Origin of the sequence: Novosphingobium sp. HR1a, from assembly GCF_015594425.1 — a bacterium.
Classification (GTDB): domain Bacteria; phylum Pseudomonadota; class Alphaproteobacteria; order Sphingomonadales; family Sphingomonadaceae; genus Novosphingobium; species Novosphingobium resinovorum_A.
The window spans coordinates 132,460-157,023 of record NZ_JABXWS010000033.1; the positions used below are offsets into that span (position 1 = coordinate 132,460).

The window sequence follows — 24,564 nt, forward strand, 5'->3', positions numbered from 1 at the left end:
GCGGACCGGTATCGTCTCCTGCGACGTCCAAGCGATCAGAAGTCCCGTCCGATCTTCAGCCCGATCACGCGTGGCCGGATCACATAGTCGTAGAACACGCCGCCCGTACCGGTCTGCCCCAAGGGATCGCCACAGGTGGTTTCAAGGCATTGGACGGAGCTGTTGATCACCCCGTTGCTGTCGAACATGTTGTTTGCATAAATATCAAAGCGCCAGATATCATTCTTTATACCGATACTGAAGTCTGCGGTGGTGTAGGCGGCGAATTCGCCCTTGATGGCGTTCTCTGCATTGCGCAGATCGCTGCGTCGCTTGCCGATGTAATTGACTGCGCCCTGGATATGACCGGTCCATTCGCCGATCGGGAATTCGTAGCGAGCCAGGGCATTGCCCTTGAAGCGCGCGGTGATCGGCAGATGCGTTCCGGCTTGAGCCAGGCGGGTGTTCCCGTCGGGAATCGAGCAATCGAACGTGGCATTGGCGATGAGGCAGAAATCCTTGGTGATCTTGGCATCGTTGTAGCTGCCCGAGGCATTGAGCGTCAGCCCGCCCTTGCGGTAGCCCATGTCGAATTCGACGCCGTAAATCCGTGCCTGACCCGCGTTGCGGATAAGCGTCAGCCCGTTTTCACCAAGGAATGATAGCTGGATGTTGCTCCAGTCTTCGCGGAACATCGCATAGTTGAAATGGAACGCGCCGATCTGGCTCTTCCAGCCGAATTCGTAGTTGTCCAGCGTGTCCGGCGCATAAGGTGGCTGACCGCCGCGACGATTGATCCCGCCAGGGCGGAAGCCGCGCGACCAGGTGGCATAGACCAGCCAGTCAGGCGTCAGCTTGTAGGTCAGGTTGGCCTTGTAGATAGATCCGGTGTCCGACGTCTTGGCATCGAGGTTGGTGCATGGCGAACCGGCGACCTTCGCCTCTTCGAAGCAGGCAGCGACGCCGGTGCGCGGCGAATAGCCGGCGCTGTAGCCGAAGAACCCTACGAGCGAGTTCTTGTACTTGTAGACCCGCAGGCCGCCTGTCGCGGTAAGCTGGTCGGTGATGTCGAAACTCAGTTCGCCGAAAGCGGCATAGTCGCGGTCCACGCGTTTCTGGCGGGTGAGCCAGATATCGCTTTCGGTGCCGGGCACGGTGATGGCGTCGGCGATGCCGTCGATGATGTAGTTCTGCGTAATTTCATGGACCTGGCGCTGGGCGAAGAGCCCTGCCATCAGGCGCAGGCGGCTATCCTGCGGCGAAGAGATACGCAGTTCGCCGAATTGGCGGCGGTATTTGTCACGCCCCTTGATGTACTGGTTCGGGCTGACGAGATCGCCCGCATTGTCGTAGAGGAACTCGCCCGAGCCATAGAGCGCATCGTAAAAGTAAGAGTAGTCCGAATAGTCGGACTCCGTGCGGTCCTTGCGGTTGAGGATGCCGCCCGTGGCGACGAGGTCCCAGTTGCCGATCTTGCCCTCGATGGTGAGGGCGGCCTGATACCATTCGTCCTTGCTGCTTTCGGGGTTGTACTGGACGGTCTGGAGCTTCTTGCTGACCGCGCTCGAGCGTTCCTGCGCGAAGCTGCCGTTGACCTTCTGGACCTGCCCCATCAGCGTCGGGGTGATCGTCCAGTCGTCGTCCAGTTCGATGCCCAGCGCCATGCGGGCGCCGTAAGTGTCGACGTCGTTGTAATTCTTCTCGACGAGGTCTGCGTTGGTCTGGGTTATGCCCGAGACCGGGTATGTCCGGCTGCCGGCGATGTTGTCGATATAGCCGCCGTCATGCCGATACCAGCCGACAACGCGCAGGGCCGAGCGGTCGGACAGCCTGAAGTTCAGGAACCCCTGCGCCACGCCGCCGACATCGCCGTGGGCGACGGAGTTCAGTTCCATGTCGGCCGCGCCGTAGGTGCCCGAGTAGTCGGGCTTGTTGGTCACGATCTTGATCGTCCCCGCCATCGAGCTTGCGCCGTAGATGGTGCCTTGCGGCCCCGCCAGCGCCTCCACGCGCGCGATGTCGTAGGCATGGATATCGAGCGCGCCCTGGATGGTCGTGATCGGCATCTCGTCGAGGTAGGTGCCCACGGTCGGCAGCGGACCGGAGTGATTGGCGTTCTCCCCCGAGGCCACACCGCGGAAGTAAACCTGGCTGAAGCCGGGCTGAGTAGTCTGGATCGTGACCGAGGGGATGTTCTTGACCGCGTCCTGCAGTTCCTTGACCTGCAACTCGCGCAATTTCTCGCCGCCCAGCGCGGTGATGGCGATCGGCACGTCCTGGAGGTTTTCGGTTCGCTTTTGCGCGGTGACGAGGATGACGCCGTCCTCACCGGCGGCTGGAGCGCTTTGCGCCAACGCAGGTTGCGCTGCAGCAATCGCGGACGACCCGAGCAGCGCGACGACAACGCTGCGACGACAACCAAAACGCGATGAATTCACCCGCTTCCCCCTGTAATTGCCTGATCGGGAAGCGGCCACAATTCATGAGATTTGACAATAGGTCAGCAATCGAACGCTAATTGTGCAGTGCAATGTATGACATTTTCGCCACAATTTTCAGAGCCGCTTCACCGTGTCGCATACGTCTCCGGCAGATCGCCAAGTGCCCGGCGTAGCGGGCCGAGCCAGGCGTCGTAGGGGCGCCACTGGTCCACGCCATCGCGATTGAGGGGACGGCGCACCTGCTCGCTCGACGCGGTTCGAACTGCCCTGTCGTTGCGATGGAACTGAAGGCACCCCTCCTCGAAATCGAGAGCGAGATAAGCGAGAAGGGCGCGTACTTCCGCTTCGGGATCGTCCAGCAAGCGCTCATGAATTACCCGATGGATCCGTCCGGGCATGATCACGTCGTAATGTGCCATGGCGCGGACATATTCGGCATAGTAGCGTCCGATGTGCTCCAGATCGTAAGAGAACGCCTGCCCTTTCGCGAAATGCTGCCGGAAATTCGAGAAGCAGCAGTCCAGCGGAGCGCGGCGAGCGTCGATGATCCTGGCATTGGGGAGGATTGCGGCGATGAAGCCTGCATAAGCCCAGTTGTTGGGCAGTTTGTCGATGTAGAACGGCTTGTCTGTCTTGCGCTGGATGCGGGTGCGCTCGATGAACTCGGCGCCCAGTTCGGCAAGGCGGGAAGGGGGCATCGCGGCGAGCGCTTCCGGCCATTCCCGTGCGCTGCTGCCATAGGCCTGTGCTTCCCGCATGGCCATGGCTGGAATGTCTGGGAGTTCCATGGTGCCTTCCACCCGGGAATGGCTCGACAGAATCTGTTCGATGAGCGTGGAGCCTGCGCGCGGCAGGCCGAGGATGAAGAGTGGGTCGGGGCAGGGATGGCCTGCCCCCTCGATCCGGGCAAGCAGTGTGGGGGTTACCGCTGCGATCACGGCATTCACCTGTTCGCGCACGACCTTCGGATCGAAATCGAGCTGTTCGCGGCGCACACGATTACCCGTCTCGTAGTGCTTGAAAGCGAGGTCCGCCACATTGCGATCGTCCAGCGCCTTGCCAAGTGCAAAGTGCAGGTGCAGGCGGTCGTCGTCAGAGAGCGTCTCGTCCTCCAGCGCGGCTTCCATCGCGGCGAGATCCGCGTCGCTGAACTGCCATGTCTTGAGGTTCGCCAGGCTCCACCAGACTTCCCCGAGCCCCGGTTCGATGGCGATTGCGCGGCGGTAGGCGGCAACGCTTTGCGCCTGCTCGCCCAGCGTCTTGAGAATGTGCCCGTAGCTCATCCAGAGCCTGGCGTGATCCGGAAACGTTTCCGTGAGGTCCGCATAGATGCGCCGCGCTTCGGCATAGTCGCCTATCCGTCCCAGCGCCGCCGCACGCAGGTTCAGATCGCCCGCCTGTGCTTCGCCTTGCGCGAGCACTGTGTCGAGAACGGCGACGGCCTCTGCGAAACGGTTCTGCCGATAGAGCGCGATGGCGAGGTTGGCGCGTGCCGCCGTGAAACCGGGGGCCAGTTCTAGGGCGCGGCGCAGCAGTGCCTCGGCGTCGCGATAGCGGCCGATGCGGCCCGCCAGCTCCGCCATCATCCGGATCGCTGCCACATCGGTGGGCTGGTCGCGAAGCCTTTGTCGCAGGCCGGCTTCCGCCACGGGCAGATCACCGGCGAACAACGCCCGGGCAATGATGACGAGGTCCGGGTCGTGCGCCGAAGCGCGGATTGCGTCTCCTTCGGCCATAATCGCCTCTTCGTCGCGCCCCAGGGCCCGCAGCGCCCGCCCAAGCATCCGGTAGACCACGGCATTGCGGGGTTCGCGCAGGATTCTGGCGCGCAAGACTGGCACTGCGCGTGCAGGGTCGGCAGCGACCAGGGCGGAGATCGAAACGGCGTCGGCGGGGCGGTTCATCTGCGTCCGGTTATGGGCAAGTCACGACATCATCACAAGCACGCCCGCCGCATCGTCCCGCGCTTGTGCATCTTGCAGAATTATGACAGCCTCTCGTGTGACTTGATCGCCGTAAAAGGGATCGTTAGCCGGGCGCTCCGCAGGCCGGGCTGACAACTCCAGGGGGTGAATCTCATGCGCTTAAGTACTGTGCGCAAAGGAATTTTTAGGACGCGATTGCCGGGTCTCGGAGAGTGTGCCCGTGTCGATATGAGTGCAGGCGATGCCGCGCCTTATCTTGAGCGGGACATGTACGTTCTGCTCGGTTTCGAGCCGAGTTTCGACCAGTTGCCCGAGCAATGCGCCGATGCGAAACCGGCATCGCGTCCGCTTTGGGCAGAGCAGTCCTGATCCCGTCAATCAGCACGAATCGTCGCGAAAGTGAAATTGTAGCGCGCAAATTCACGCGGTTTGGTCTATGGGCCGCCCAACAGGTGAGCCCGAGGGCCGCCACGCAGCCCTCCCTATGCTCTTTGAAAGCCGCCTCGAAGCGGCAGGACCCGTTGACCCTATAATGACTTTTCCGCAGATTCCCGCGCCTCTCGCCGAAGCCCTCACCGGACATGGCTATGAAACCCTGACCCCTGTTCAGGCCGCCGTGACCGAATCGGAGGCGCATGGCCGCGACCTCGTCGTCTCGGCGCAGACCGGCTCGGGCAAGACCGTCGCCTTTGGCCTTGCCATGGCCGACGAACTGCTCGCCGACGACGAACTCGCCTTCGCGGTCAAGCCGCTGGCACTCGCCATCGCGCCGACCCGCGAACTGGCGCAGCAGGTCAGCCGCGAGCTGGAATGGCTTTATGCCAAGACCCACGCCCGCATCGTCACCTGCGTCGGCGGCATGGACCCGGTGAAGGAGCGCAAGCAGCTGGAACGCGGCGCGGCGATCGTCGTCGGCACGCCGGGCCGTCTGCGCGACCATCTGGAGCGCGGCAAGCTCGACCTCTCGGCCCTGCGCGCCGTCGTACTCGACGAAGCCGACGAAATGCTCGACATGGGCTTCCGCGAGGATCTGGAAGAACTGCTCGACGCGACGCCGGAAACCCGCCGCACGCTGCTGTTCTCGGCGACCATGCCCCGCCCGATCGAGGCGCTGGCCCAGCGTTACCAGAAGAACGCGCTGCGCATCTCCACTGTCGGCGAGAACCGCGGCCATGGCGACATCGCCTACAAGGCTGTCACCGTCGCGCCTTCCGACATCGAGCATGCGGTGGTGAACCTGCTGCGCTTCTACGATGCCGAGACCGCGATCCTGTTCTGTGCCACGCGCGACAACGTGAAGCACCTGCATGCCACCCTGGTGGAGCGCGGCTTCTCGGCCGTGGCGCTTTCGGGCGAGCATTCGCAGAACGAGCGCAACAACGCGCTGCAGGCGCTGCGTGACCGCCGCGCCAAAGTCTGCGTCGCCACCGACGTCGCCGCGCGCGGCATCGATCTGCCGTCGCTCAGCCTCGTCGTCCACGTCGAGATTCCGCGCGATGCAGAGACCCTGCAGCACCGCTCGGGCCGTACCGGCCGCGCGGGCAAGAAGGGCACGGCGGTCCTGCTGGTGCCGTATCCGCGCCGCCGCCGCGTCGAGATGATGCTGCGCGGCGCCCGCATCGAGGCCGAGTGGGGTGAGGCCCCGACGCCCGAGGCGATCCGTGCGCAGGACCGTGACCGCCTGCTCGAAAAGCTGCTGGCGCCGGTCGAAGTCGAGGACGACGACCGCGAACTGGCGAAGGTCGTGCTGGAAACGCTGAGCGCAGAGGACGTCGCTGCCGCGCTTGTGCGCGCGCACCGCGCCGCGATGCCGCAGCCCGAGGAACTGCTCGGCAATTCGCCCGAATCCCGCCAGAAGCGCGAGCGTCCGGGCTTCGACGACGTCGTGTGGTTCCGCATGAACGTGGGCCGCGACGAGCGGGCCGAAGCGCGCTGGATCCTGCCGGTGCTGTGCCGCCGCGGCCATGTCACCCGCGATGCGGTCGGCCAGATTCGCATCAACGGTGACCAGACCTACTTCCAGATCCCTGCCGCGCAGGCCGAGCAGTTCGAACGCGCCGTCGCCCGCACCGCGCGTGAAGACGGTGAGTACGAAGCCACCATCCTCATCGAGCGTGCGCCTGATGCGCCGCGTGACGCCGCCCGTCACCGCAGCCGCGACCGCGAAGGCCCGCAGGGTCGTGGCCGCCGTCCGCACGGCAATGGTCCGCGTTCCGATGGTCCCGGCGGCGAGGGCTCGGCCCCGTACCGCGCGCGCCCGACCGGTCCGCGCCAGGACCGTCCGGCGGGTGGCGGCGGCGGCAAGCCGTTCCACAAGAAGCCGAAGAAGAGCTGGTAAGGTACTGAAAACACGGGGGGCGACCCTTCGACAAGCTCAGGGTGAGCGGGGTTGGTGTAAACCGCCCCGTTTCCAAGGTGGCGCGAGTTCGAAGGCAAACCTCCCGTCCCCGCTCAGGCTGAGCTTGTCGAAGCCCCATCGGCCAGACGCGAAGCAAAAGAAAACCCCGGCCGCTCCTTCGAGCGCCGGGGTTTTCTTTTGTCCCGAAGGGCCGGGGGAAGGGCTCTCAGCCCTCTATCCAGTCCTTGAAGAATGCCTCGTTGGCTTCACGCAGCGCGGCGATCTCCACGCCTGCAACGGCAGTGCCGCCGACGGTGCCAATCTTCACCGCTTCCGGCAGGACAGTCCCCGCAGGCGCGGTTACGACGTAGCGCGACTGGTCCTCGCCGAACGCCTGCGCGGTGGTGAGGTCCGCGTCCAGCGTGCAGCCGAGGCCGCTTGCCAGCGCCATCTCGGCCAGCGCGACGATCAGGCCGCCGTCGCTGACGTCATGGACCGCCGTGACCTTGCCTTCGCCGATCCAGCCGCGAACGAGGCCGCCATTGTGGGCTTCCAGCTTGAGGTCGACCTTCGGCGCCTCACCAGCTTCCTGACCGCCGATGTCCTTGAGCCACAGCGACTGGCCAAGGTGCGTTCCTTCGCCGCCGAGCAGGAAGATTTCCTCGTCCTCGGCCTTGAACGCCACTGTCGCCATCTGGTCATGGTCGGCGAGGATGCCGACGCCGCCGATCGCTGGGGTCGGCAGGATCGCAGAGCCGCCGCCGGTGGCCTTCGATTCGTTGTAGAGCGAGACGTTGCCCGAGACGATCGGGTAATCCAGCGCGCGGCACGCATCGCCCATGCCGTTCAGGCAGCCGACGATCTGTGCCATGATCTCGGGGCGCTGCGGGTTCGCGAAGTTGAGGCAGTTGGTAATCGCCAACGGCAACCCGCCGACCGCGCTGATGTTGCGGTAGGTCTCGGCGACCGCCTGCTTGCCGCCCTCGTAGGGGTCGGCGTAGCAGTAGCGGGGCGAGCAGTCGGTGCTGATCGCCAGCGCCTTCTGCGTGCCGTGGACGCGCACTACGGCTGCGTCGCCGCCGGACTTCTGCATCGTGTCCGCGCCGACCTGGCTGTCGTACTGCTCCCAAATCCACTTGCGCGAAGCGAGGTCCGCTCCGCCCATCAGCTTGATGAGGTCGGCGCCGAGATCGGTGCTTTCCGGCACCTCGCCGAGCGCCGGGACGGCCGCCCAGGCCTTGTATTCCTCAGGCGAGACGTAGGGGCGCTCGTACTCCGGCGCATCGTCGGCGAGGGGGCCGAGCGGGATGTCGCAGACCACTTCGCCGTCGAATTCCAGCACCATGTGGCCGGTGTTGGTGACTTCGCCGATGACCGCGAAGTCCAGTTCCCACTTCTTGAAGATGGCCTCGGCCATGGCTTCCTTGCCGGGCTGGAGCACCATGAGCATGCGCTCCTGGCTTTCGCTCAGCATCATTTCGTAAGGCGTCATCGCCTCTTCGCGGCAGGGCACCTTGTTCATGTTGAGGCGAATGCCCGCGCCGCCCTTGCTGGCCATCTCGACCGACGAGGAAGTCAGACCCGCCGCGCCCATGTCCTGGATCGCGACGATCGCGTCGGTCGCCATCAGTTCGAGGCACGCCTCGATCAGCAGCTTCTCGACGAAGGGATCGCCGACCTGCACGGTGGGGCGCTTTTCGTCGATGTCGTCGCCGAAGTCGGCCGAGGCCATGGTGGCGCCGTGGATGCCGTCGCGGCCGGTCTTGGAGCCGACGTAGACGATCGGATTACCGAGACCGGTGGCGGCGCAGTAGAAGATCTTGTTCGTATCGGCGACGCCGACGGTCATCGCGTTGACGAGGATGTTGCCGTCGTAGGCCTTGTGGAAGTTGGTCTCGCCGCCCACCGTGGGCACGCCCACGCAGTTGCCGTAGCCGCCGATGCCCGCGACCACGCCCTTGACGAGGTGCTTCATCTTCGGATGGTCCGGACGGCCGAAGCGCAGGGCGTTCATGTTCGCCACCGGGCGCGCGCCCATCGTGAAGACGTCGCGCAGGATGCCACCCACGCCGGTCGCAGCGCCTTGATAAGGCTCGATATAACTGGGGTGGTTGTGGCTTTCCATCTTGAAGATGGCGGCCTGCCCGTCGCCGATATCGATCACGCCGGCGTTCTCGCCGGGGCCGCAGATCACCCAAGGCGCTTCCGTCGGGAGCTTCTTGAGGTGGAAGCGGCTCGACTTGTACGAGCAGTGCTCCGACCACATCACCGAGAAAATGCCGAGTTCCACGAGGTTCGGCTCGCGGCCCAGCGCATTCAGGACGCGCTCGTATTCTTCGGGATTGAGGCCATGCGCCTCGACGACGTCAGGGGTGATTCCGCTCATGGGGGAGCCCTTAGCCGCGTCTTTCCGGCTGCGCCAGAGCGTATGGACATAACGGCACTCAACGGCACCTAAAGGGGGTCTAGAAGAGGGGCTGGGCAGCACCAAGGTCTTCCATACGACGTTACGGCCGGTAAATACTGGCCCCACCTTGACCGTTACTGCGCCGAGCGCCATTGCTTGCCCATGGAATCCGAAACTTCGACCATCGACACGCTCAGCTTCGAGGATGCACTGCGCGCGCTGGAAACCATCGTGCGCCAGCTCGAAAGCGGCGACGTGCCACTGGAAGATTCGATCTCGCTCTACGAAAAGGGCGAGAAGCTGCGGCAGCATTGCCAGAAGCGCCTCGACGCTGCGCAGGCGCGGATCGAGCGTATCGTCGCCGGGCCGGACGGCGCGGCGGCGGGCACCCAGCCTTTCGACCTGTGACCGAAGTGGCCGCGCCTGATTCGCTGCTGGCCGAGGGTCTCGCGCGGATCGCCGAGGAGATCGACGGCGCCTTCGACGCGCTGCTCGCCGTTCCCGACGATGCCCGCGCTAAGCTGGTGGAGGCGATGCGCTATGCCGCGATCGGCGGGGGCAAGCGGCTGCGTCCGCTGCTGCTCGCCAGCGTCGCGGAGATGTACGGCGTCCAGCGCGAAGCTGCGATCCGGGCCGGTATCGCCATCGAATCGATCCACGTCTATTCGCTGATCCACGACGATCTGCCGTGCATGGACGATGACGCCCTGCGCCATGGCAAGCCGACGCTTCATCTGGCGTTCGACGAGGCCACTGCCGTGCTTGCAGGCGATTCGCTGCACGCCTTCGCTTTCGAGGTCCTGTCCGATCCGGCGACCACGCCCGATCCCTTTACCCGCATCGAACTCGTCCGCACGCTCGGCCACGCCAGCGGCGCGCAGGGCATGGCAGGCGGGCAGATGATGGACCTCGTCGCCGAAACCAGCGAGTTCGACCTGCAGACCGTCACCCGCCTGCAGCAGCTCAAGACCGGCGCGCTGCTCGGCGCGGCGGTGGAGATGGGCGCGATCCTCGGCCGCATTCCGCCGGAGGGGCGCACACATCTGCGCGGCTATGCCCGCGACATCGGGCTGGCCTTCCAGATCGCCGATGATCTCATCGACCACGAGGGCGACGCCGCTCTCGCGGGCAAGGCCGTGGGCAAGGACGCGGCGGCGGGCAAGGAAACCTTCGTCTCGCTGCTCGGCCCCGAACGCGCCCGCGAACAGGCGCGCATGCTGGTCGAGCAAGCCGTCGGCCATCTCGCCCAGCATGGGAAGGAAGCCGACCTGCTTCGCGCCGTTGCGCGCTATATCATCGAGAGGGATCACTGATGGCTTCGGCTGAGCGTATCGGCGTCTACCCCGGCACTTTCGACCCGATCACGCTGGGCCATGCCGACATCATCCGGCGCGGCGCCAAGCTGGTGGACAAGCTGATCATCGGCGTCACCACCAACCCGTCGAAAAACCCGCTGTTCACGCCGGACGAGCGCATGGCCATGGTCGAGCGCGAGGTCGCGGCGATGGGGATCGACAACGTCAGCGTCGTCGGCTTCAATGCGCTGCTGATGAAGTTCGCCCAGAAGCAGGGCGCCAGCGTGATCGTGCGCGGCCTGCGCGCGGTGGCGGACTTTGAATACGAATACCAGATGGCCGGCATGAACCAGCAGCTCAATTCCACCATCGAGACGGTGTTTCTGATGGCGGACGTCAGCCTGCAGCCGATCGCGTCCAAGCTGGTCAAGGAAATCGCGATGTTCGGGGGCGACATCGTGAAGTTCGTCAGCCCGGCGGTACGTGAGGACGTCGTCGGGCGGATCGCGCAAAACGGATTATTGGGGGACTACTGAGCTTGCGCGGATGGGCGGGTCCGCGTGGAAATCATTCATTGTGCCGACAGCGGGGGCGCTTTATCGCGTCCGATTACGCGGCTCGGCCGTTCATTGCCCAGGTGACAGATACATGAAGTTTCGCCTTCCCCTGACCGCGCTGATGCTCGGCGCCGCCCTCGTCGCGGCCCCGGCCATCGCGAAGGACAAGGACAAAAAGGACGAGGCAGCGGCCACGCCGACGCCTCCGCCCCTGCCGACCACGATCGACACCGACATCACGCATGAGCCCGAGAACGTGCTCCTGCTTGACTTGTCGGACGGCGGCCGCGTCGCCATTCGCATGATGCCGCAGTGGGCTCCGCACCATGTCGAGCGGGTCAAGACGCTGGCGGCGCAGGGCTTCTACAACGGCCAGATATTCCACCGCGTGATCGACGGATTCATGGCGCAGACGGGCGATCCGACCGGCACCGGGCAGGGCGGCTCGCAGCTTCCCGACCTTCAGGCCGAATTCAACACGATGCCGCACCTCCGCGGCACCGTTTCGATGGCGCGCACCAACGACCCGAACAGCGCCAACAGCCAGTTCTTCATCGTGTTCTATCCGCGCTTCGCGCTGGACAAGAAGTACACGGTGTTCGGCCGTGTGATCTCGGGGATGCAGTACGTCGATGCGATCCATCGCGGCGAGCCGCCCGAGGACCCGACGAAGATTGTCCAGGCCTCGCTGGCGTCGGAGAACAAGCCGGCCCCGGCCGCGCCGGTGGCTCCGGCGGCACCTGCGCTGAAGGCGCCTTCGATTTCGGACCTGAACAACTCCAAGTCCAACTGAGCCAATCGCGTCGTCCCAGGCTCGCCCGGGACCGCTGGCCGTAAACAACTCCTCTTCCGGCGGGGCACCCGTGGCCGGGGGGCGCCTAAAGACAGCCACCGGTCCCGGATCAAGTCCGGGACGACGCCTTGCCCGCAGCCCCGCTCTGGTCTAGCGCGCCGCCATGCGCGTAGACCTCTTCGACTTCGACCTTCCGCCCGAGAGCATCGCCCTGCGTCCGGCGCGTCCGCGCGATGCGGCGAAGATGCTAGTGGTGGACGGCGACACTCCCTTCGCCGACCATCACGTCCGCGACCTGCCTGCTCAACTGCGCGCAGGCGATGTCCTCGTCTTCAACGACACCCGCGTCATCCCCGCCCAGCTTGAGGGCACGCGCGGAGAAGCGCGCATCGGCGCCACGCTCCACAAGCGTATCGACCTTCGCCGCTGGCAGGCGTTCGTGCGCAACGCCAAGCGCCTGCGCGAGGGCGACCGCATCGCTTTCCCGGCGGAGGTTACCGCCATCGCGGAAAGCCGCCTGCCCGACGGCAGCTGGACGCTCGCCTTCGAGGGCGACGAGCCGGTCGAAGTCCTGCTCGAACGTGCAGGGAGGATGCCGCTGCCGCCCTACATCGCGGGCAAGCGACCCACCGACGAGGCCGACGCCAGCGACTACCAGACGATGTTCGCGCGCGAGAAGGGCGCTGTCGCCGCACCCACGGCGGCGCTGCACTTCACCCCCGAACTGGTCGAGGCGCTCGACGCGGCGGGCGTGGCGCGCGAGACGCTGACGCTCCACGTCGGCGCAGGCACCTTCCTGCCGGTGAAGGCCGACGACACCGTGGACCACCAGATGCACGCCGAGTTCGGCCGCATCGATCAGGCCACCGCCGACCGCCTCAACGCCGCGCGCGCCGCCGGTGGCCGGGTGATCGCAGTAGGCACCACCTCGCTGCGCCTGCTCGAAAGCGCCACCGGCGAAGACGGCGTGATCCGTCCGTTCGAGGGCGACACCGCGATCTTCATCACCCCGGGCTACCGCTTCCGCGCGATTGACGGGTTGATGACCAACTTCCACCTGCCCAAGTCCACGCTGATGATGCTGGTTTCGGCGCTGATGGGGCTGGAGAAGATGCAGGCGGTCTACGCCCATGCCATCGCCAACGGCTATCGCTTCTACAGCTACGGGGATTCCTCGCTGCTGCTTCCGTGACTTGCGTGGTTACGGGAAGGTTACGGATGGCTGTTAAATTGCTGTAAGCCTTTGCGGCGCACTGTCGGCCCCAATGCCCGGGAAGGTCCGGGCGCATGGGGGCGGCCACATGAAATCCTGGATATTGCCGGCATTGCTCGTCGCGGCGGTGTCTCCCGCATCGGCGGAGGAATTCGCGGGCGCAGGCCGGGCCGTGGATGGCGACTCCTTGTTCGTCGGCGGGCGTGAGGTGCGTCTGTTCGGCATCGATGCACCCGAATATCGCCAGACCTGCCGCGTGAACTGGAGCAGCTGGAGTTGCGGCTCCGACGCAGCCGCTGCCTTGCGCGCCATGGTCGATGCCCGGCAACTGACCTGCTCCTCCCGCGACCGCGATGTCTATGGCCGGACGGTCGCAAGCTGCCGGGCAGGGGGCGTGGATCTTGCGGCGGCGATGCTGGAAAAGGGGCTGGCGATTGCGCTCGACAACGCGCCTGCCAGCTATGCCGCGCTTGCCGATCACAGCAAGGCGCAGCGCGCGGGCATCTGGGGTTCCGAGTTCGATGCCCCGGCCGTCTATCGCGCCGCCAATCCCCGAAATTCCGGAGCGCGCGTGGTATCCGCAACCGTGCCGCGCCCGGTTGTGGCGCGGTCGGTTCCTTCCGGGGCGTTCCGCATCTGCGCGGAGGCGCGTGCCGCCGGTGCCGCGCCCATGCGGCGCGGGCAGCCGGGTTACAACCCGCAACTCGACGGCGATAACGACGGGATCGCCTGCGAGCCCTATCGGCGGCGCTGATCTCCTCAACGCCGCATTGCAAAAGATACTGCGTCCGGGGGCTTGGAACCGGAACGTTTCGGCCCCATTCATGCGGCTATGCAGCCTATCCTCGAAATCAGCGGCCTGACGAAAACTTACGCAGGCGGTTTCACGGCGCTCAAAGGCGTCGATCTCACCATCAACAAGGGCGAGATTTTTGCGCTCCTCGGGCCGAACGGCGCTGGCAAGACCACGCTGATCGGCGCGGTCTGCGGGATGGTGCGGCCGACCTCGGGCACGATCACCGCGTTCGGCGAGGACATGGGCCGCCACTGGCGCACCTTGCGCAAGCGCGTCGGTCTCGTGCCGCAGGAACTGGCGACCGACATGTTCGAGCCGGTGCTGCGCTCGGTCAACCATTCGCGCGGGCTCTTCGGGCTCGCCCCCAACCCGGCGCTGGTCGAGGACATCCTCAAGGCGCTCAGCCTCTGGGAAAAGCGCGACGAGCAGATCCGCAACCTCTCGGGCGGCATGAAGCGCCGCGTGCTGATCGCCAAGGCGCTGGCGCACGAACCCGAACTGCTGTTCCTCGACGAGCCCACCGCAGGCGTCGACGTCGAACTGCGCCGCGACATGTGGAAGCAGATCGCCCTCCTGCGCGAGCGTGGCACCACGGTGATTCTCACCACCCACTACATCGAGGAAGCCGAGGAAATGGCCGACCGCGTCGGCATCATCCGCAAGGGCGAAATCCTGATGGTGGACGAAAAGGCGGCGATGATGGAACGCCTGGGCCGCACCGAAGCGCTGATCTCGCTCGCGCAGCCGCTGGCCGAAGTTCCCGCCGGGATCGCGGCATTCCCCGTGACGCTTTCCGAGGACGGCCGCACGCTCGTCTATCGCGGCGGCGGCGGGGAGGGGGCGTCTGCGGGCACCGCCGAAGTCGCCGAACTGACCAAGGCCCTGACCCGCGCCGGGATCGACTACACCGCGATCGACATCCACGAATCGAGCCTGGAGGACATCTTCGTGAACCTGCTCGAAGGGCCCGACGCGCCTGTTCAGGAGACTGCGGCATGAGCCTGTTCAACGCCCGCTCCGCCTGGACCATCTACAGGCAGGAACTGATGCGCGCCTTCCGTACGGCGATGCAGTCGATCCTCGCGCCGGTGCTGACCACCACGCTCTACTTCGTCGTCTTCGGGGCCGCGATCGGCGGCCAGATGAAGAGCGGGGTGGACGGCCTCAATTACGGCGCGTTCATCGTACCGGGCCTTCTGCTGCTGACGATCCTGGGCGAGAGCGTCTCCAACGCCAGCTTCGGCATCTACATGCCCCGCTTCACCGGCGCGATCTACGAGCTGCTCTCCGCGCCCGTGGGCGTCGCCGAAACCCTCGTCGGCTTCGTCGGCGCGGCGGCGACCAAGTCGCTGATCCTTGCCGCGATCATCCTCGCGACGGCCAGCTTTTTCGTCGATTACTCGATCGCGCATCCGGTCTATGCGTTCTTCTTCGTGCTGCTGGTTTCCGCCAGTTTCTCGCTGTTCGGCTTCATCCTCGGCATCTGGGCGGACAGCTTTGAGAAGCTGACGATCGTACCGTTGCTGATCCTGACCCCGCTGACGTTCCTCGGCGGCACGTTCTACTCGATCGACATGCTGCCCGAGCCCTGGCGTCAGGTTGCGATGGCGAACCCGGTGGTCTACCTCGTGAACGGGCTGCGCTGGACGTTCTACGGCAGTTCGGACGTGCCGATCGCGCTGTCGCTCGGCCTGACGCTTCTGTTCCTCGTCCTTTGCGTCGGATTCATCACATGGATCTTCAAGAGCGGGTGGCGTTTGCGCACGTGACGCGTTAGCGTTTGCAGCATGACGATGCTCCGACCGGTCCTCTCCGGCCTTCCCGTTATGCTGCTTGCCGTTCCCGCCCATGCGCAAGTGCACCAGTTCGACGAGCCGCTCGTTCTGGTCCCGCTCCCGCCGCCGCCGCTGGTGCTCGACCTGCCGGATTATCCCGAGTTCGTGCCTTACGTGAGGGCGGAGCGGCCGCGCCTGCCGCTGGCGGTGCGCGCACTGCTGGAAGCCGCGATGAAGACCGACGACGGGGCCTCCGTGTCCGCGATGGTCAAGTTCGCGCAGCAGACCCAGCCTTACGACAAGGACGAGATCCGCGACATGCAGCGGGTCTACAACGACCGTCGCGCCAAGGAGATCGCCGCCAAGACTGAGGCGGAACTGGCCCGCATCCGTGCCTCGGGTGTGCTCGAACTGTGGAAGGGCCAGATCGAGGTCGGCGCCTTCCGCTCCACAGGAAACACCGAGAACTTCGGTTTTACCGCTGCCCTCAAGCTCAACCGCAAGGGTATCAAGTGGGAGCACATCATCCAGGCCAACGCGGACTATCAGGAAGATCGCGACACCGTAACCCGCGAACAGTATTCTGCCAGCTACCAGCCGCGCTACACCCTGAACGACGGCTTCTTCACCTATGGTCGCACGCAGTACGAGCGTGACCGCATTCAGGGCTTCGCTGATCGTTACACGCTCTCGGGCGGTCTCGGTTACCGGGTGCTCAACCGTCCCGCCATGACGCTGGCGCTGGAAGCAGGTCCGGCGTTTCGCGCCACCAACTATGTGGACGACGTCAACCAGACGACATGGTCGGTGCTGACCTCGATCGACTTCGACTGGACGATCAACCCGACGATCAAGCTGACGCAGGACGCCAGCAGCTACATCGGGTCGGACAACAACACCTTCACCTCGATGACCGCGATCGAGGCCGGCATGATGAGGGGGCTGAAAGCCAAGCTGTCCTACTCCATCGAGCATGAGACGCGTCCGCCCAGCGGATCGCTCAAGACCGACACGATCTCGCGCTTCTCGCTGGTCTACGGGTTCTGATCGTCCTCCTTCCTCTCGTCACCCGCGAGCGCTTAGCTGCGCTCGCGGGTGACGGAGGGTGCGGCGAAATCGTTGGCGATCGGATGTTTCCACCGCGCCTGAAAATGCTCTAAGGGCGGCGCCATGAAGCCTCGTTTCCAGTTTTCCATCCACGCCACGGACGGCAAGGCCCGCACCGGCACCATCCAGATGCGCCGCGGCGAGATCCGCACGCCCGCTTTCATGCCGGTCGGCACCGCTGCCACAGTCAAGGCCATGAAGCCGCAGGACGTGCGCGCCACTGGCGCCGACATCCTGCTCGGCAATACCTATCACCTGATGCTGCGCCCCGGCGCCGAGCGCGTCGCGCGCCTCGGTGGCCTGCACAAGTTCATGAACTGGGACCGCCCGATCCTGACCGACAGCGGCGGCTATCAGGTGATGAGCCTGTCGGATCTGCGCAAGATCACCGAGGAAGGCGTGACTTTCGCCAGCCACATTGACGGCTCGCGCCACATGCTAAGCCCCGAGCGGTCGATGGAGATCCAGCGCCTGCTCGGCTCCGACATCGTCATGTGTTTCGACGAGTGCCCCAAGATCGACGAGCCCCGCGACGTCATCGCCCGCTCTATGGAAATGTCGATGCGCTGGGCGAAGCGTAGCCGCGACGCCTTCGACACCGGTGGCGCGCATGCGGAAAGTTCCGCCCTGTTCGGCATCCAGCAAGGCGCGCTCGACGAAGGCCTGCGCAAGACCAGCGCCGATGCCCTGACCGAGATCGGCTTCGACGGCTACGCGATCGGCGGCCTTGCCGTGGGCGAGGGACAGGAGGCGATGTTCGCCACGCTGGAATTCGCCCCCGGCCAGCTTCCCGCCGACCGTCCGCGCTACCTGATGGGCGTGGGCAAGCCCGATGACCTCGTCGGCGCGGTGGAGCGCGGCGTCGATATGTTCGACTGCGTGCTGCCGACCCGCTCGGGCCGCAACGGGCAGGCCTTCACCTGGAACGGCCCGCTCAACATGCGCAACGCCCGTCACGCCGAAGACACCGGCCCGATCGACGAGCGCTGCAAGTGCCCGACCTGCGGTACGTACACCCGCGCCTACATCCACCACCTCATCAAGTCCGGCGAGATGTTGGGCGCGATGCTGCTGACCGAGCACAATCTCTCGTTCTACCAGCAACTGATGCAGGGCATGCGCGACGCGATCGCAGAGCAACGCTTTGCGGCGTTCGCGGCCGACTTCCGGCGGGACTATTTCCGCAAGGAATGATCGGTCGGAGCGGAGCATGGACGACAGTACCGGCACCATCGTTCGCGACCGGACACTGACGCGCGCCGACTTCGAGCGGCTGCCCGATTCCGTGCGCCATCTGGTCGGTTGCGATCTGGATGAGGCGCAACTCAGCGGGCTTGACCTGTGGGGCTGGACGTTCGAGGCCTGCAGCCTGCGCCGAACCGATTTGAGCAGGGCCAAGCTCGACGGCACGACCTGGAAGTCCTGCAGGGCCGCTTTCGTCGACTTTTCCGGGAGCGACCTCGACGGCGCCAGTTTTCATGCCAGCGATTTCAACAACGTTTCGTTCCGACGCGCTTCGCTGGCTTCGGCGAGGATAACTCGGTGCAAGTTGACGGGTGCCGATTTGTCGGATGCTGCGTCTCTCGACACCGTCTTCGAGGAGACCCTGCTGGTCAGCGCGCGCCTGCCTCGCCATTCGTTCCGGGGCGCGACGCTGCAGCAGGTTGATTTTTCGCAGGCTGATCTGAGCCGCTGCGATTTCCGGCAAGCGGCATTGCTGGACTGCAGCCTGCGCGATGCGGATTTGACCGGGGCGCGGTTCGACGGCGCCGATCTGCGTGGGGCTGACTTGGGTGGCCTGCGTCTGGTCGATGCTACCCTGTTCCGTGGCGCGATCATCTCGCGCATGCAGGCAAGCCAGATTCTCGGCGAACTGGGGATCAGCGTCCGCTAAGCTGAAGCCCGGTCACGCAGTGACGGGTATGCCCGGTGCGTCTTCGCCGTGCATGGTTTCCAGCACCGTCTCGACATAGGCGACGAAGCGGCCGGTCATTTCGTCGAGAAATCCGGCGCCGATCTCGCAGGCATGGCGCTGCGCTGTCCTGAGATCATTGTACCATTTACCGGTGCGGTGCGGAGTGATGAAACGGTAGCGAGTCATGATGCTAGGCTAATGCCCGATCTCGACGGCAGTTCCCTTACAAGTGCTGCAAATCGTGTAATTTTTCGTGTCGTTTGAACAGTTCGAAACACATAAGAAAAAGGCGGCCCCGAAGGACCGCCTTTTCTTGTTTCCGTTGCCGGAGAACCGGATCAGCGCGAGTAGAACTCGACGACCAGATTCGGTTCCATCTTCACCGGATAGGGCACTTCGTCGAGCGTCGGAACGCGAACGAAGGTCACCTTGTCGGTGCCGTCCTGGGCGACGTAGTCGGGCACTTCGCGCTCGGGCAGGTTCTGCGCTTCGAGAACGAGAGCCATTTCCTTGGCCTTGTTGCCCAGGGTGATGATGTCACCGACCTTCACGCGACGCGAGGCGATGTTGCACTTCACGCCGTTGACGCGGATGTGGCCGTGCGAAACGATCTGGCGGGCCGAGAAGATGGTCGGCGCGAACTTGGCGCGGTACACGACCATGTCCAGGCGCTGCTCCAGCAGGCCGATCAGGTTCTGGCTGGTGTCGCCCTTCATCGAGGACGCTTCCTGGTAGGTGCGCTTGAACTGCTTCTCGGTCACGTCGCCGTAGTAGCCCTTGAGCTTCTGCTTGGCGCGCAGCTGCAGACCGTAGTCCGAAACCTTGCTCTTGCGGCGCTGGCCGTGCTGGCCCGGGCCGTAGCTGCGGCGGTTGACCGAGCTCTTGGGACGGCCCCAGATGTTCTCGCCCATGCGGCGGTCGAGTTTGTACTTCGAGCTTTGACGCTTCGACATAATGTCGTCCTTCAATCTGCTTGCCGTGCGGCCATCGTGGCTGCACGATCCATGGTTCCCCCGGGGCGCACCATCAGGCCTATTATGCCGGATGCGGCCGCCGCTTCACCGGGAGTGCGGGGCCGAGTGGACGTGCTGCGAAGACGCAGGCGCCATGTGAGGGGCCGCCCTTATAGGGTCGGGCGCAGGAGTCAAGCCAAGTCTGGGGCGATTATTGACCGGTGCCGAGCGGGCTGCCCATGGTGTTGGCCCGCCCCATCATCTGCCCTGCCTGTTTTGCACCTGCCGAATCAATGGCACTCCATTCCGCAGCGGTATGGCACACGCGCTTGCGCATGATGGTCCCCGTGGGTGCTTCGAACCGGCATATTTTCTTGTCGGGATTGAGCGGCTCGCCTTGCTTGTCCTTGGCCATCGCGGGCGACAGCGTGGCAAGCGCCAGGGCGGTGACAGTAATGATGCGGATCATGTTTGAGAAATTCCCGAAACTGTAGGCAGCCGCCGTTTTACGCAGGAGCAATAAACCCGCAAATGAAATCCAGGCTATTCTTCCGAATTCCTAGGCCGCCGGTTGCCGCCCAGCGCGCTCAGCACGCCGCGCATGGTGCGCACTTCGAGGCTGTTCCAGCCCGGCTTGGTAAGCATGTTGCGCAAGGTCCGGCGCGTGGCGGCGGAGCGGCTTTCCGGGTAGAAGTACTTGGTCGGCTCCAGCACTTTCTCGAACTGCTGGATCATGCCTTCCAGTTCGTCCTGCGGGGCAGGGGGGAGCAGTTCCTCAACCGTCGGCTGCGCCAATGCGGCGCCCTTCGACCATTCGTAGGCGCACAGGATCACTGCCTGCGCCAGGTTGAGCGAGGCGAACTCGGGGTTGATCGGCACCGTCAGGATCGCGCGGGCGAGGGCAACGTCGTCCGTCTCCAGCCCCGAACGCTCCGGCCCGAACACGTAGGCCGAGCGGCCAGTTGCCGCGTAGACCTCGCGCGCGGCTTCCTCGGGCGTGACGACCGGTTTGGTGACGCCCCGCTTGCGCACGGTGGTGGCGTAGACGTTGGCGCAGTCGTGCACGGCTTCGGCGAGCGTCTCAAAGACCTCGGCCTTTTCCAGCACGTCGTCGGCACCGGCCGCCGCCGGGCCTGCCGAGGGGTTCGGCCAGCCGTCGCGTGGGGAGACGAGGCGCATCTCGGTCAGCCCGAAGTTGAGCATCGCGCGCGCGGCCTTGCCGATGTTCTCGCCCAGCTGCGGGCGCACCAGTACGATGACGGGCTGTTTCATTTCAATTGACGCCGACATCGCGCACGGTTCCTGCAAATTCCTCGAAATCCCTCGCCTCGTTGAAGGCGCGGTAGACGCTGGCGAAGCGGATGTAGGCGACCGAGTCGAGCTGTCGCAGCCCTTCCATCACCAGTTCGCCGATGACGCGCGAAGGCACCTCGTTCTCGCCGATCGTCTCGACCTGGCGCTGCACGCCCGAGACGAGCCGCTCGATCTTCTCGCGGTCGATGCCGCGCTTGCGACAGGCGAGGGTGACAGACTGCTCGATCTTGGCGCGGTCGAACGGCTCGCGGCGTTCGAGCCCGGCCGCATCGTTGCTCTTGACCACCACGATCTCGCGCAGCTGCACGCGTTCGAACGTCGTGAAGCGGGCGCCGCAGCTTGAACACTGGCGGCGGCGGCGGATCGCAGTGGCATCCTCGGTCGGGCGGCTGTCCTTGACCTGGGAATCGTCGTGGGCGCAAAAAGGACAGCGCATTCAGTGGGTTACTTTCATTCAGGACGGACGCGCTTGTAGAACTTGTAGCCTGCGCCCGCCGCCAGCCCGAGGCCGATGGAGACGAAGGGCAGGAACGCGCCCGCAACCGCGCCCGCAGCGCCCCAGATCAGAACCGGCTTGGTCGAAGGATGAGCCATGCCATCCTTGAGCATTCCGGCGAGTTCCTCGCGGGCATCGCTGACGAAGTGGCCGGAGTTCTGGGGGCGCTGCGGGTCGGTCATAGACTTAGTCCTCGTAGATGGGGAAACGATCACACAGCGCTTCAACGCGCGTGCGAACGTTCTGCTCCACCTGAGCGTCACCTGCTTCGCCGCACTTGGCAAGACCGTCGAGAACGTCGGCGACCATGTTGCCGATCTCGCGGAATTCCTCGGGACCGAAACCGCGGGTGGTGCCGGCGGGCGAACCGACGCGGATGCCGCTCGTCTTCATCGGCGGCAGCGGGTCGAACGGGATGCCGTTCTTGTTGCAGGTGATCCCTGCGCGCTCCAGCGCCTCGTCGGCGTCCTTGCCGGTGACGCCCAGCGGCGAGAGGTCGATCAGCGCGAGGTGGGTGTCGGTGCCGCCCGAGACGATCGCGGCACCGCGCGCCTTGAGGGTGGCTGCCAGAACCTGCGCGTTCTCGATCACGCGCGCGGCGTAGTCCTTGAATTCGGGGCGCAGCGCTTCACCGAAGGCGACGGCCTTGGCGGCGACGACGTGCATCAGCGGGCCGCCCTGCAGGCCGGGGAACACCGCCGAGTTGATCTTCTTGGCCAGCGCCTCGTCGTTGGTCAGGATCATGCCGCCACGGGGCCCACGCAGCGTCTTGTGCGTGGTGGTGGTGGCGATGTGCGCATGCGGGAACGGCGAGGGGTGCAGACCAGCCGCGACGAGCCCGGCGAAGTGCGCCATGTCGACCTGGAACAGCGCGCCGACGCTGTCGGCGATCTCGCGCATGCGCTTGAAGTCGATCACGCGCGGATAGGCCGAGCCGCCCGCGATAATGAGCTTGGGCTGGTGTTCCTTGGCAAGGGCCTCGACCTCATCGTAGTCAATGAGGTGGGTGTCCTTGGTCACGCCATACTGCACGGCCTTGAACCACTTGCCCGAAAGCGCTGCGCGGGCGCCGTGGGTGAGGTGGCCACCGGCGTCGAGGCTCATGCCCATGATGGTGTCGCCGGGCTTGACGGTCGCGAGCAGCACTGCGCCGTTGGCCTGCGCGCCCGAGTGGGGCTGGACGTTGGCGAAGCCGCAGTCGAACAACTGCTTGGCGCGCTCGATGGCGAGGGTCTCGACTTCGTCCGAAGGCTCGCAGCCCTGGTAGTAGCGCTTGCCGGGATAACCCTCGGCGTACTTGTTGGTCAGCACCGAGCCCTGCGCCTCGAGCACGGCCTTGGAGACGATGTTCTCCGAGGCGATCAGTTCGATCTGCTTGCGTTCGCGCTTCAGTTCGTGGCCGATCGCGGCGGCGACGGCGGGGTCGCTCTGGGCGATCGTGTCGGTGAAGAAGCCGGGTGAACGGATGGCGGTTTCTACGGTCATGGTTCTTGGCTCCTTCAGAAGGACGGATTGGAGAGCTTTTCGACGCGGCCTGCATGGCGGCCGCCGCCGAACTCGGTGGAGAGGAAAGCGTCGAGGCAGGCCTTGGCCATGTCCTCGCCGGTCAGGCGTGCGCCCATGGCGATGACGTTGGCGTCGTTGTGCTCGCGGGCGAGGGCGGCCGAGAGCGGCTCGCCCACCAGCGCGCAGCGGCAGGCGGGATCGCGGTTGACGGCGATCGAGATGCCGATGCCCGAGCCGCAAAGCGCGACGCCGAACTGCACGGTGCCGTCGGCGACGACCGAGGCCAGCTTGTATCCGTAATCGGGGTAATCCACCCGGTCGGCGGTTTCGGGGCCGAGGTCGGCGACTTCGTGGCCGGCCTCGATGAGGTATTCGCGCAAGGTCGCCTTGAGGTCGACGGCGGCGTGGTCGGATGCGATCGCGATACGCATGGGAGAGGTGCTTCCTGCCTGCGAGGGATTCGTTTGCGGCTCCCTTAGTCGCGGCTTTGCAATATTGCGAGTCTTGTGGGCACAGCGTTTGGATCGCCAATGGAGCCATGCGGGCAATTGTGCAGCGCATATGGATGTTTCAGCCGCATGATGCTTGCAAGGGTTTGTTCAGGGGCGCAAGTTCCGGCTCCCGATAGGCTGGCCCGAAAAGGCCGGACGCAGGGCCGACAGAAGAAAGGGGATTGCCATGAAGCTGACCGTCATGCGCGCATTGAGCCTCGCCGGGGTGCTGGTTCTCACAGGGTGTCTGGAGACGATGCCGGGACCGGATCGCCCCCATCGCCCGCGCCCGGAAAAGCCCGCGATCTGTACGCGCGAATATGCGCCGGTCTGTGCGCAAAAGCGTCGCCATCGCCAGACTTTCAGCAATGCCTGCATGGCGCGCGCCGAAGGGTTCCGGGTTGTCAGCTCAGGCGCCTGCGAGCGCGGCGGGCAATAGGAGGGCCGGACGCGGAGGCAGAAGCGGGGTTTTCGGGTTCTTCGAATAGTTGCGACGATCTTATTGGTCTGATGCGGACCTCGGTGGCGGGCTAGCACCGGGATGCAACTTCACGAAGGCAGACCGCGATGATCCTCAACTGGCCCCTCTGGCCCGCATTTCCTCTCCGCCCCGCCCGTCCTGCGGGAGAGGCGGCATGAGCGGGAGCGGGGGCGTCGTACACAACGTCGGCTCGGCATTCGACGTGACGCTGGATGTGGCGGCGTGGGACGGTGCGGGCGCGCAAGTGGACCTTTCGTGCGCGGCGATGTTCAGCGAGGAACCGGCCGGCGCGCCCACGGGCGGGCTGGCTCACCTCGACGCAGCGCTGGGCGGGCGGCTGCTCGAACTGCGCCGCGAAGGCCATTTCACCGGTGCTCCGGGCGAATGCCTGCTGATTTCCCAGCCGCCCGAAACGGTTGCGGCCAAGGCGCTGCTGGTGGTCGGGCTGGGCCATCCGCAAGGGTGGACGCCGCTTCACTTGCGCGAAGCGGTGCGCTCGGCGGCCACTTTCGCGCTGGCGCTCGGTGTGCGCAGCGCTGCCTTCGCACCGGGCATGCGCGACAGCGGCCTCTCGGCGGACGGGACGGCCGGAGCGCCCGCGCACATGATCGCTGGGCTTGCCGCCGCGCTTGCCACCCGGCACAGGCTGGTCCCCATGGGCCTTGCTCCGGCGCCGGTTCTGGAACGCTGGGTGTTCGACGTCGGCGCGGAAAGGCTCGAGGCAGCGGCGCGGGAGTTTCGCGAGCAACTGCGCGGGCAAGGCGATTGAGCCTGTAAAAAAA

Annotated in this window: 26 protein-coding genes; 15 read left to right on the forward strand and 11 right to left on the reverse strand. The window is 65.2% G+C overall.

The features are described 5' to 3' along the window. Window positions 1-35: 35 nt before the first annotated feature. Together HWN72_RS06850 and HWN72_RS06855 are read right to left on the reverse strand one after the other, a co-directional pair. Window positions 36-2,333: a TonB-dependent receptor gene (locus tag HWN72_RS06850; protein ID WP_081798888.1), complete on the reverse strand. Its 2,298-nt coding sequence runs from the start codon at window positions 2,331-2,333 to the stop codon at window positions 36-38. 212 nt (window positions 2,334-2,545) lie between these two features. Then, window positions 2,546-4,324: a tetratricopeptide repeat-containing sulfotransferase family protein gene (locus HWN72_RS06855; protein WP_036523016.1), complete on the reverse strand. Its 1,779-nt coding sequence runs from the start codon at window positions 4,322-4,324 to the stop codon at window positions 2,546-2,548. A gap of 249 nt (window positions 4,325-4,573) precedes the next feature. On the opposite strand from HWN72_RS06855, the gene HWN72_RS06860 reads away from it, so the two are divergent. Continuing rightward, window positions 4,574-4,714 (forward strand): hypothetical protein, encoded by a 141-nt coding sequence (locus HWN72_RS06860; protein WP_248005850.1) that lies wholly within the window; start codon window positions 4,574-4,576, stop codon window positions 4,712-4,714. A 163-nt stretch (window positions 4,715-4,877) separates the two neighbouring features. Next, window positions 4,878-6,683 (forward strand): DEAD/DEAH box helicase, encoded by a 1,806-nt coding sequence (locus HWN72_RS06865; RefSeq protein ID WP_008830304.1) that lies wholly within the window; start codon window positions 4,878-4,880, stop codon window positions 6,681-6,683. 226 nt (window positions 6,684-6,909) lie between these two features. Here the strand turns inward: HWN72_RS06865 and purL are convergent, their stop codons facing one another. Beyond that, window positions 6,910-9,069: a phosphoribosylformylglycinamidine synthase subunit PurL gene (gene purL, locus HWN72_RS06870; RefSeq protein WP_036523019.1), complete on the reverse strand. Its 2,160-nt coding sequence runs from the start codon at window positions 9,067-9,069 to the stop codon at window positions 6,910-6,912. Window positions 9,070-9,252: 183 nt separating this feature from the next. Between purL and HWN72_RS06875 the strand changes: the two genes are divergently transcribed. The 11 genes from HWN72_RS06875 to HWN72_RS06925 all read left to right on the forward strand — a co-directional run bounded on the left by HWN72_RS06875 (window position 9,253) and on the right by HWN72_RS06925 (window position 18,520). Beyond that, window positions 9,253-9,498, forward strand: coding sequence for an exodeoxyribonuclease VII small subunit (locus HWN72_RS06875; protein ID WP_008830306.1), 246 nt, complete (start codon window positions 9,253-9,255; stop codon window positions 9,496-9,498). Further along, window positions 9,495-10,403, forward strand: a complete 909-nt coding sequence (locus HWN72_RS06880) for a polyprenyl synthetase family protein (RefSeq protein WP_051586684.1) — start codon at window positions 9,495-9,497, stop codon at window positions 10,401-10,403. Before HWN72_RS06875 ends, HWN72_RS06880 begins: the two co-directional genes overlap by 4 nt. Next, window positions 10,403-10,921 (forward strand): pantetheine-phosphate adenylyltransferase, encoded by a 519-nt coding sequence (gene coaD, locus HWN72_RS06885; RefSeq protein WP_008830308.1) that lies wholly within the window; start codon window positions 10,403-10,405, stop codon window positions 10,919-10,921. Before HWN72_RS06880 ends, coaD begins: the two co-directional genes overlap by 1 nt. A 112-nt stretch (window positions 10,922-11,033) precedes the next feature. After that, window positions 11,034-11,735 carry a peptidylprolyl isomerase gene (locus HWN72_RS06890; protein ID WP_069707702.1) on the forward strand — a complete coding sequence of 234 codons (702 nt, stop codon included), beginning with the start codon at window positions 11,034-11,036 and terminating at the stop codon, window positions 11,733-11,735. Window positions 11,736-11,898: 163 nt separating this feature from the next. Next, window positions 11,899-12,927, forward strand: coding sequence for a tRNA preQ1(34) S-adenosylmethionine ribosyltransferase-isomerase QueA (gene queA, locus HWN72_RS06895; protein WP_008830310.1), 1,029 nt, complete (start codon window positions 11,899-11,901; stop codon window positions 12,925-12,927). Window positions 12,928-13,000: 73 nt separating this feature from the next. Then, window positions 13,001-13,702, forward strand: a complete 702-nt coding sequence (locus tag HWN72_RS06900) for a thermonuclease family protein (RefSeq protein ID WP_248005851.1) — start codon at window positions 13,001-13,003, stop codon at window positions 13,700-13,702. A 78-nt stretch (window positions 13,703-13,780) separates the two neighbouring features. Beyond that, window positions 13,781-14,743 (forward strand): ABC transporter ATP-binding protein, encoded by a 963-nt coding sequence (locus HWN72_RS06905; protein WP_036523021.1) that lies wholly within the window; start codon window positions 13,781-13,783, stop codon window positions 14,741-14,743. Then, window positions 14,740-15,513, forward strand: coding sequence for an ABC transporter permease (locus HWN72_RS06910; RefSeq protein WP_008830313.1), 774 nt, complete (start codon window positions 14,740-14,742; stop codon window positions 15,511-15,513). Before HWN72_RS06905 ends, HWN72_RS06910 begins: the two co-directional genes overlap by 4 nt. Before the next feature lie 24 nt (window positions 15,514-15,537). After that, window positions 15,538-16,566, forward strand: coding sequence for a YdiY family protein (locus tag HWN72_RS06915; protein ID WP_248005852.1), 1,029 nt, complete (start codon window positions 15,538-15,540; stop codon window positions 16,564-16,566). Window positions 16,567-16,689: 123 nt separating this feature from the next. After that, window positions 16,690-17,820 carry a tRNA guanosine(34) transglycosylase Tgt gene (gene tgt, locus HWN72_RS06920; protein WP_211149988.1) on the forward strand — a complete coding sequence of 377 codons (1,131 nt, stop codon included), beginning with the start codon at window positions 16,690-16,692 and terminating at the stop codon, window positions 17,818-17,820. A 16-nt stretch (window positions 17,821-17,836) separates the two neighbouring features. Beyond that, window positions 17,837-18,520, forward strand: coding sequence for a pentapeptide repeat-containing protein (locus tag HWN72_RS06925; RefSeq protein ID WP_036523026.1), 684 nt, complete (start codon window positions 17,837-17,839; stop codon window positions 18,518-18,520). A gap of 12 nt (window positions 18,521-18,532) precedes the next feature. On the opposite strand, the gene HWN72_RS06930 is transcribed toward HWN72_RS06925, so the two are convergent. The 8 genes from HWN72_RS06930 to rpiB all read right to left on the reverse strand — a co-directional run bounded on the left by HWN72_RS06930 (window position 18,533) and on the right by rpiB (window position 23,241). Further along, window positions 18,533-18,727, reverse strand: a complete 195-nt coding sequence (locus HWN72_RS06930) for a hypothetical protein (RefSeq protein WP_008831222.1) — start codon at window positions 18,725-18,727, stop codon at window positions 18,533-18,535. Between the two features lie 152 nt (window positions 18,728-18,879). Further along, window positions 18,880-19,494, reverse strand: coding sequence for a 30S ribosomal protein S4 (gene rpsD / locus HWN72_RS06935; protein ID WP_008831223.1), 615 nt, complete (start codon window positions 19,492-19,494; stop codon window positions 18,880-18,882). A 211-nt stretch (window positions 19,495-19,705) separates the two neighbouring features. Then, window positions 19,706-19,963: a hypothetical protein gene (locus tag HWN72_RS06940; protein ID WP_036523028.1), complete on the reverse strand. Its 258-nt coding sequence runs from the start codon at window positions 19,961-19,963 to the stop codon at window positions 19,706-19,708. A gap of 74 nt (window positions 19,964-20,037) precedes the next feature. Then, entirely contained in the window at window positions 20,038-20,784 is a 747-nt protein-coding gene (locus tag HWN72_RS06945; protein WP_081798889.1) for an RNA methyltransferase, read from the reverse strand. Further along, window positions 20,768-21,244, reverse strand: a complete 477-nt coding sequence (nrdR, locus tag HWN72_RS06950; RefSeq protein WP_008831226.1) for a transcriptional regulator NrdR — start codon at window positions 21,242-21,244, stop codon at window positions 20,768-20,770. Before nrdR ends, HWN72_RS06945 begins: the two co-directional genes overlap by 17 nt. 14 nt (window positions 21,245-21,258) lie before the next feature. Continuing rightward, entirely contained in the window at window positions 21,259-21,486 is a 228-nt protein-coding gene (locus tag HWN72_RS06955; RefSeq protein WP_008831227.1) for a hypothetical protein, read from the reverse strand. A gap of 4 nt (window positions 21,487-21,490) precedes the next feature. Continuing rightward, entirely contained in the window at window positions 21,491-22,789 is a 1,299-nt protein-coding gene (glyA, locus tag HWN72_RS06960; RefSeq protein WP_069707703.1) for a serine hydroxymethyltransferase, read from the reverse strand. Window positions 22,790-22,803: 14 nt separating this feature from the next. Next, window positions 22,804-23,241, reverse strand: a complete 438-nt coding sequence (gene rpiB / locus HWN72_RS06965) for a ribose 5-phosphate isomerase B (protein ID WP_008831229.1) — start codon at window positions 23,239-23,241, stop codon at window positions 22,804-22,806. A gap of 247 nt (window positions 23,242-23,488) precedes the next feature. Here rpiB and HWN72_RS06970 point away from each other — a divergent pair, with 247 nt between their 5' ends. Both HWN72_RS06970 and HWN72_RS06975 read left to right on the forward strand, forming a co-directional pair. Then, on the forward strand, window positions 23,489-23,740 hold the full coding sequence (locus tag HWN72_RS06970; protein WP_008831230.1) for a Kazal-type serine protease inhibitor: 252 nt from the start codon (window positions 23,489-23,491) through the stop codon (window positions 23,738-23,740). A 196-nt stretch (window positions 23,741-23,936) separates the two neighbouring features. Next, window positions 23,937-24,551: a M17 family peptidase N-terminal domain-containing protein gene (locus HWN72_RS06975; protein ID WP_036523036.1), complete on the forward strand. Its 615-nt coding sequence runs from the start codon at window positions 23,937-23,939 to the stop codon at window positions 24,549-24,551. Window positions 24,552-24,564 lie beyond the last annotated feature (13 nt).

Bases quoted from the DNA above. Each gene is read 5' to 3' on its own strand.
- coaD (WP_008830308.1), top strand. From the start codon at position 10,403: ATGGCTTCGGCTGAGCGTATCGGCGTCTACCCCGGCACTTTCGACCCG.
- HWN72_RS06890 (WP_069707702.1), top strand. From the start codon at position 11,034: ATGAAGTTTCGCCTTCCCCTGACCGCGCTGATGCTCGGCGCCGCCCTC.
- HWN72_RS06930 (WP_008831222.1), bottom strand. From the start codon at position 18,727: ATGACTCGCTACCGTTTCATCACTCCGCACCGCACCGGTAAATGGTAC.
- glyA (WP_069707703.1), bottom strand. From the start codon at position 22,789: ATGACCGTAGAAACCGCCATCCGTTCACCCGGCTTCTTCACCGACACG.
- purL (WP_036523019.1), bottom strand. From the start codon at position 9,069: ATGAGCGGAATCACCCCTGACGTCGTCGAGGCGCATGGCCTCAATCCC.
- HWN72_RS06940 (WP_036523028.1), bottom strand. From the start codon at position 19,963: ATGATCCGCATCATTACTGTCACCGCCCTGGCGCTTGCCACGCTGTCG.
- HWN72_RS06865 (WP_008830304.1), top strand. From the start codon at position 4,878: ATGACTTTTCCGCAGATTCCCGCGCCTCTCGCCGAAGCCCTCACCGGA.
- nrdR (WP_008831226.1), bottom strand. From the start codon at position 21,244: ATGCGCTGTCCTTTTTGCGCCCACGACGATTCCCAGGTCAAGGACAGC.
- queA (WP_008830310.1), top strand. From the start codon at position 11,899: ATGCGCGTAGACCTCTTCGACTTCGACCTTCCGCCCGAGAGCATCGCC.
- HWN72_RS06855 (WP_036523016.1), bottom strand. From the start codon at position 4,324: ATGAACCGCCCCGCCGACGCCGTTTCGATCTCCGCCCTGGTCGCTGCC.
- rpsD (WP_008831223.1), bottom strand. From the start codon at position 19,494: ATGTCGAAGCGTCAAAGCTCGAAGTACAAACTCGACCGCCGCATGGGC.
- HWN72_RS06860 (WP_248005850.1), top strand. From the start codon at position 4,574: ATGAGTGCAGGCGATGCCGCGCCTTATCTTGAGCGGGACATGTACGTT.
- HWN72_RS06900 (WP_248005851.1), top strand. From the start codon at position 13,001: ATGCCCGGGAAGGTCCGGGCGCATGGGGGCGGCCACATGAAATCCTGG.
- tgt (WP_211149988.1), top strand. From the start codon at position 16,690: ATGAAGCCTCGTTTCCAGTTTTCCATCCACGCCACGGACGGCAAGGCC.
- HWN72_RS06970 (WP_008831230.1), top strand. From the start codon at position 23,489: ATGAAGCTGACCGTCATGCGCGCATTGAGCCTCGCCGGGGTGCTGGTT.
- rpiB (WP_008831229.1), bottom strand. From the start codon at position 23,241: ATGCGTATCGCGATCGCATCCGACCACGCCGCCGTCGACCTCAAGGCG.
- HWN72_RS06925 (WP_036523026.1), top strand. From the start codon at position 17,837: ATGGACGACAGTACCGGCACCATCGTTCGCGACCGGACACTGACGCGC.
- HWN72_RS06975 (WP_036523036.1), top strand. From the start codon at position 23,937: ATGAGCGGGAGCGGGGGCGTCGTACACAACGTCGGCTCGGCATTCGAC.
- HWN72_RS06945 (WP_081798889.1), bottom strand. From the start codon at position 20,784: ATGTCGGCGTCAATTGAAATGAAACAGCCCGTCATCGTACTGGTGCGC.
- HWN72_RS06915 (WP_248005852.1), top strand. From the start codon at position 15,538: ATGCTCCGACCGGTCCTCTCCGGCCTTCCCGTTATGCTGCTTGCCGTT.
- HWN72_RS06875 (WP_008830306.1), top strand. From the start codon at position 9,253: ATGGAATCCGAAACTTCGACCATCGACACGCTCAGCTTCGAGGATGCA.
- HWN72_RS06905 (WP_036523021.1), top strand. From the start codon at position 13,781: ATGCAGCCTATCCTCGAAATCAGCGGCCTGACGAAAACTTACGCAGGC.
- HWN72_RS06910 (WP_008830313.1), top strand. From the start codon at position 14,740: ATGAGCCTGTTCAACGCCCGCTCCGCCTGGACCATCTACAGGCAGGAA.
- HWN72_RS06955 (WP_008831227.1), bottom strand. From the start codon at position 21,486: ATGACCGACCCGCAGCGCCCCCAGAACTCCGGCCACTTCGTCAGCGAT.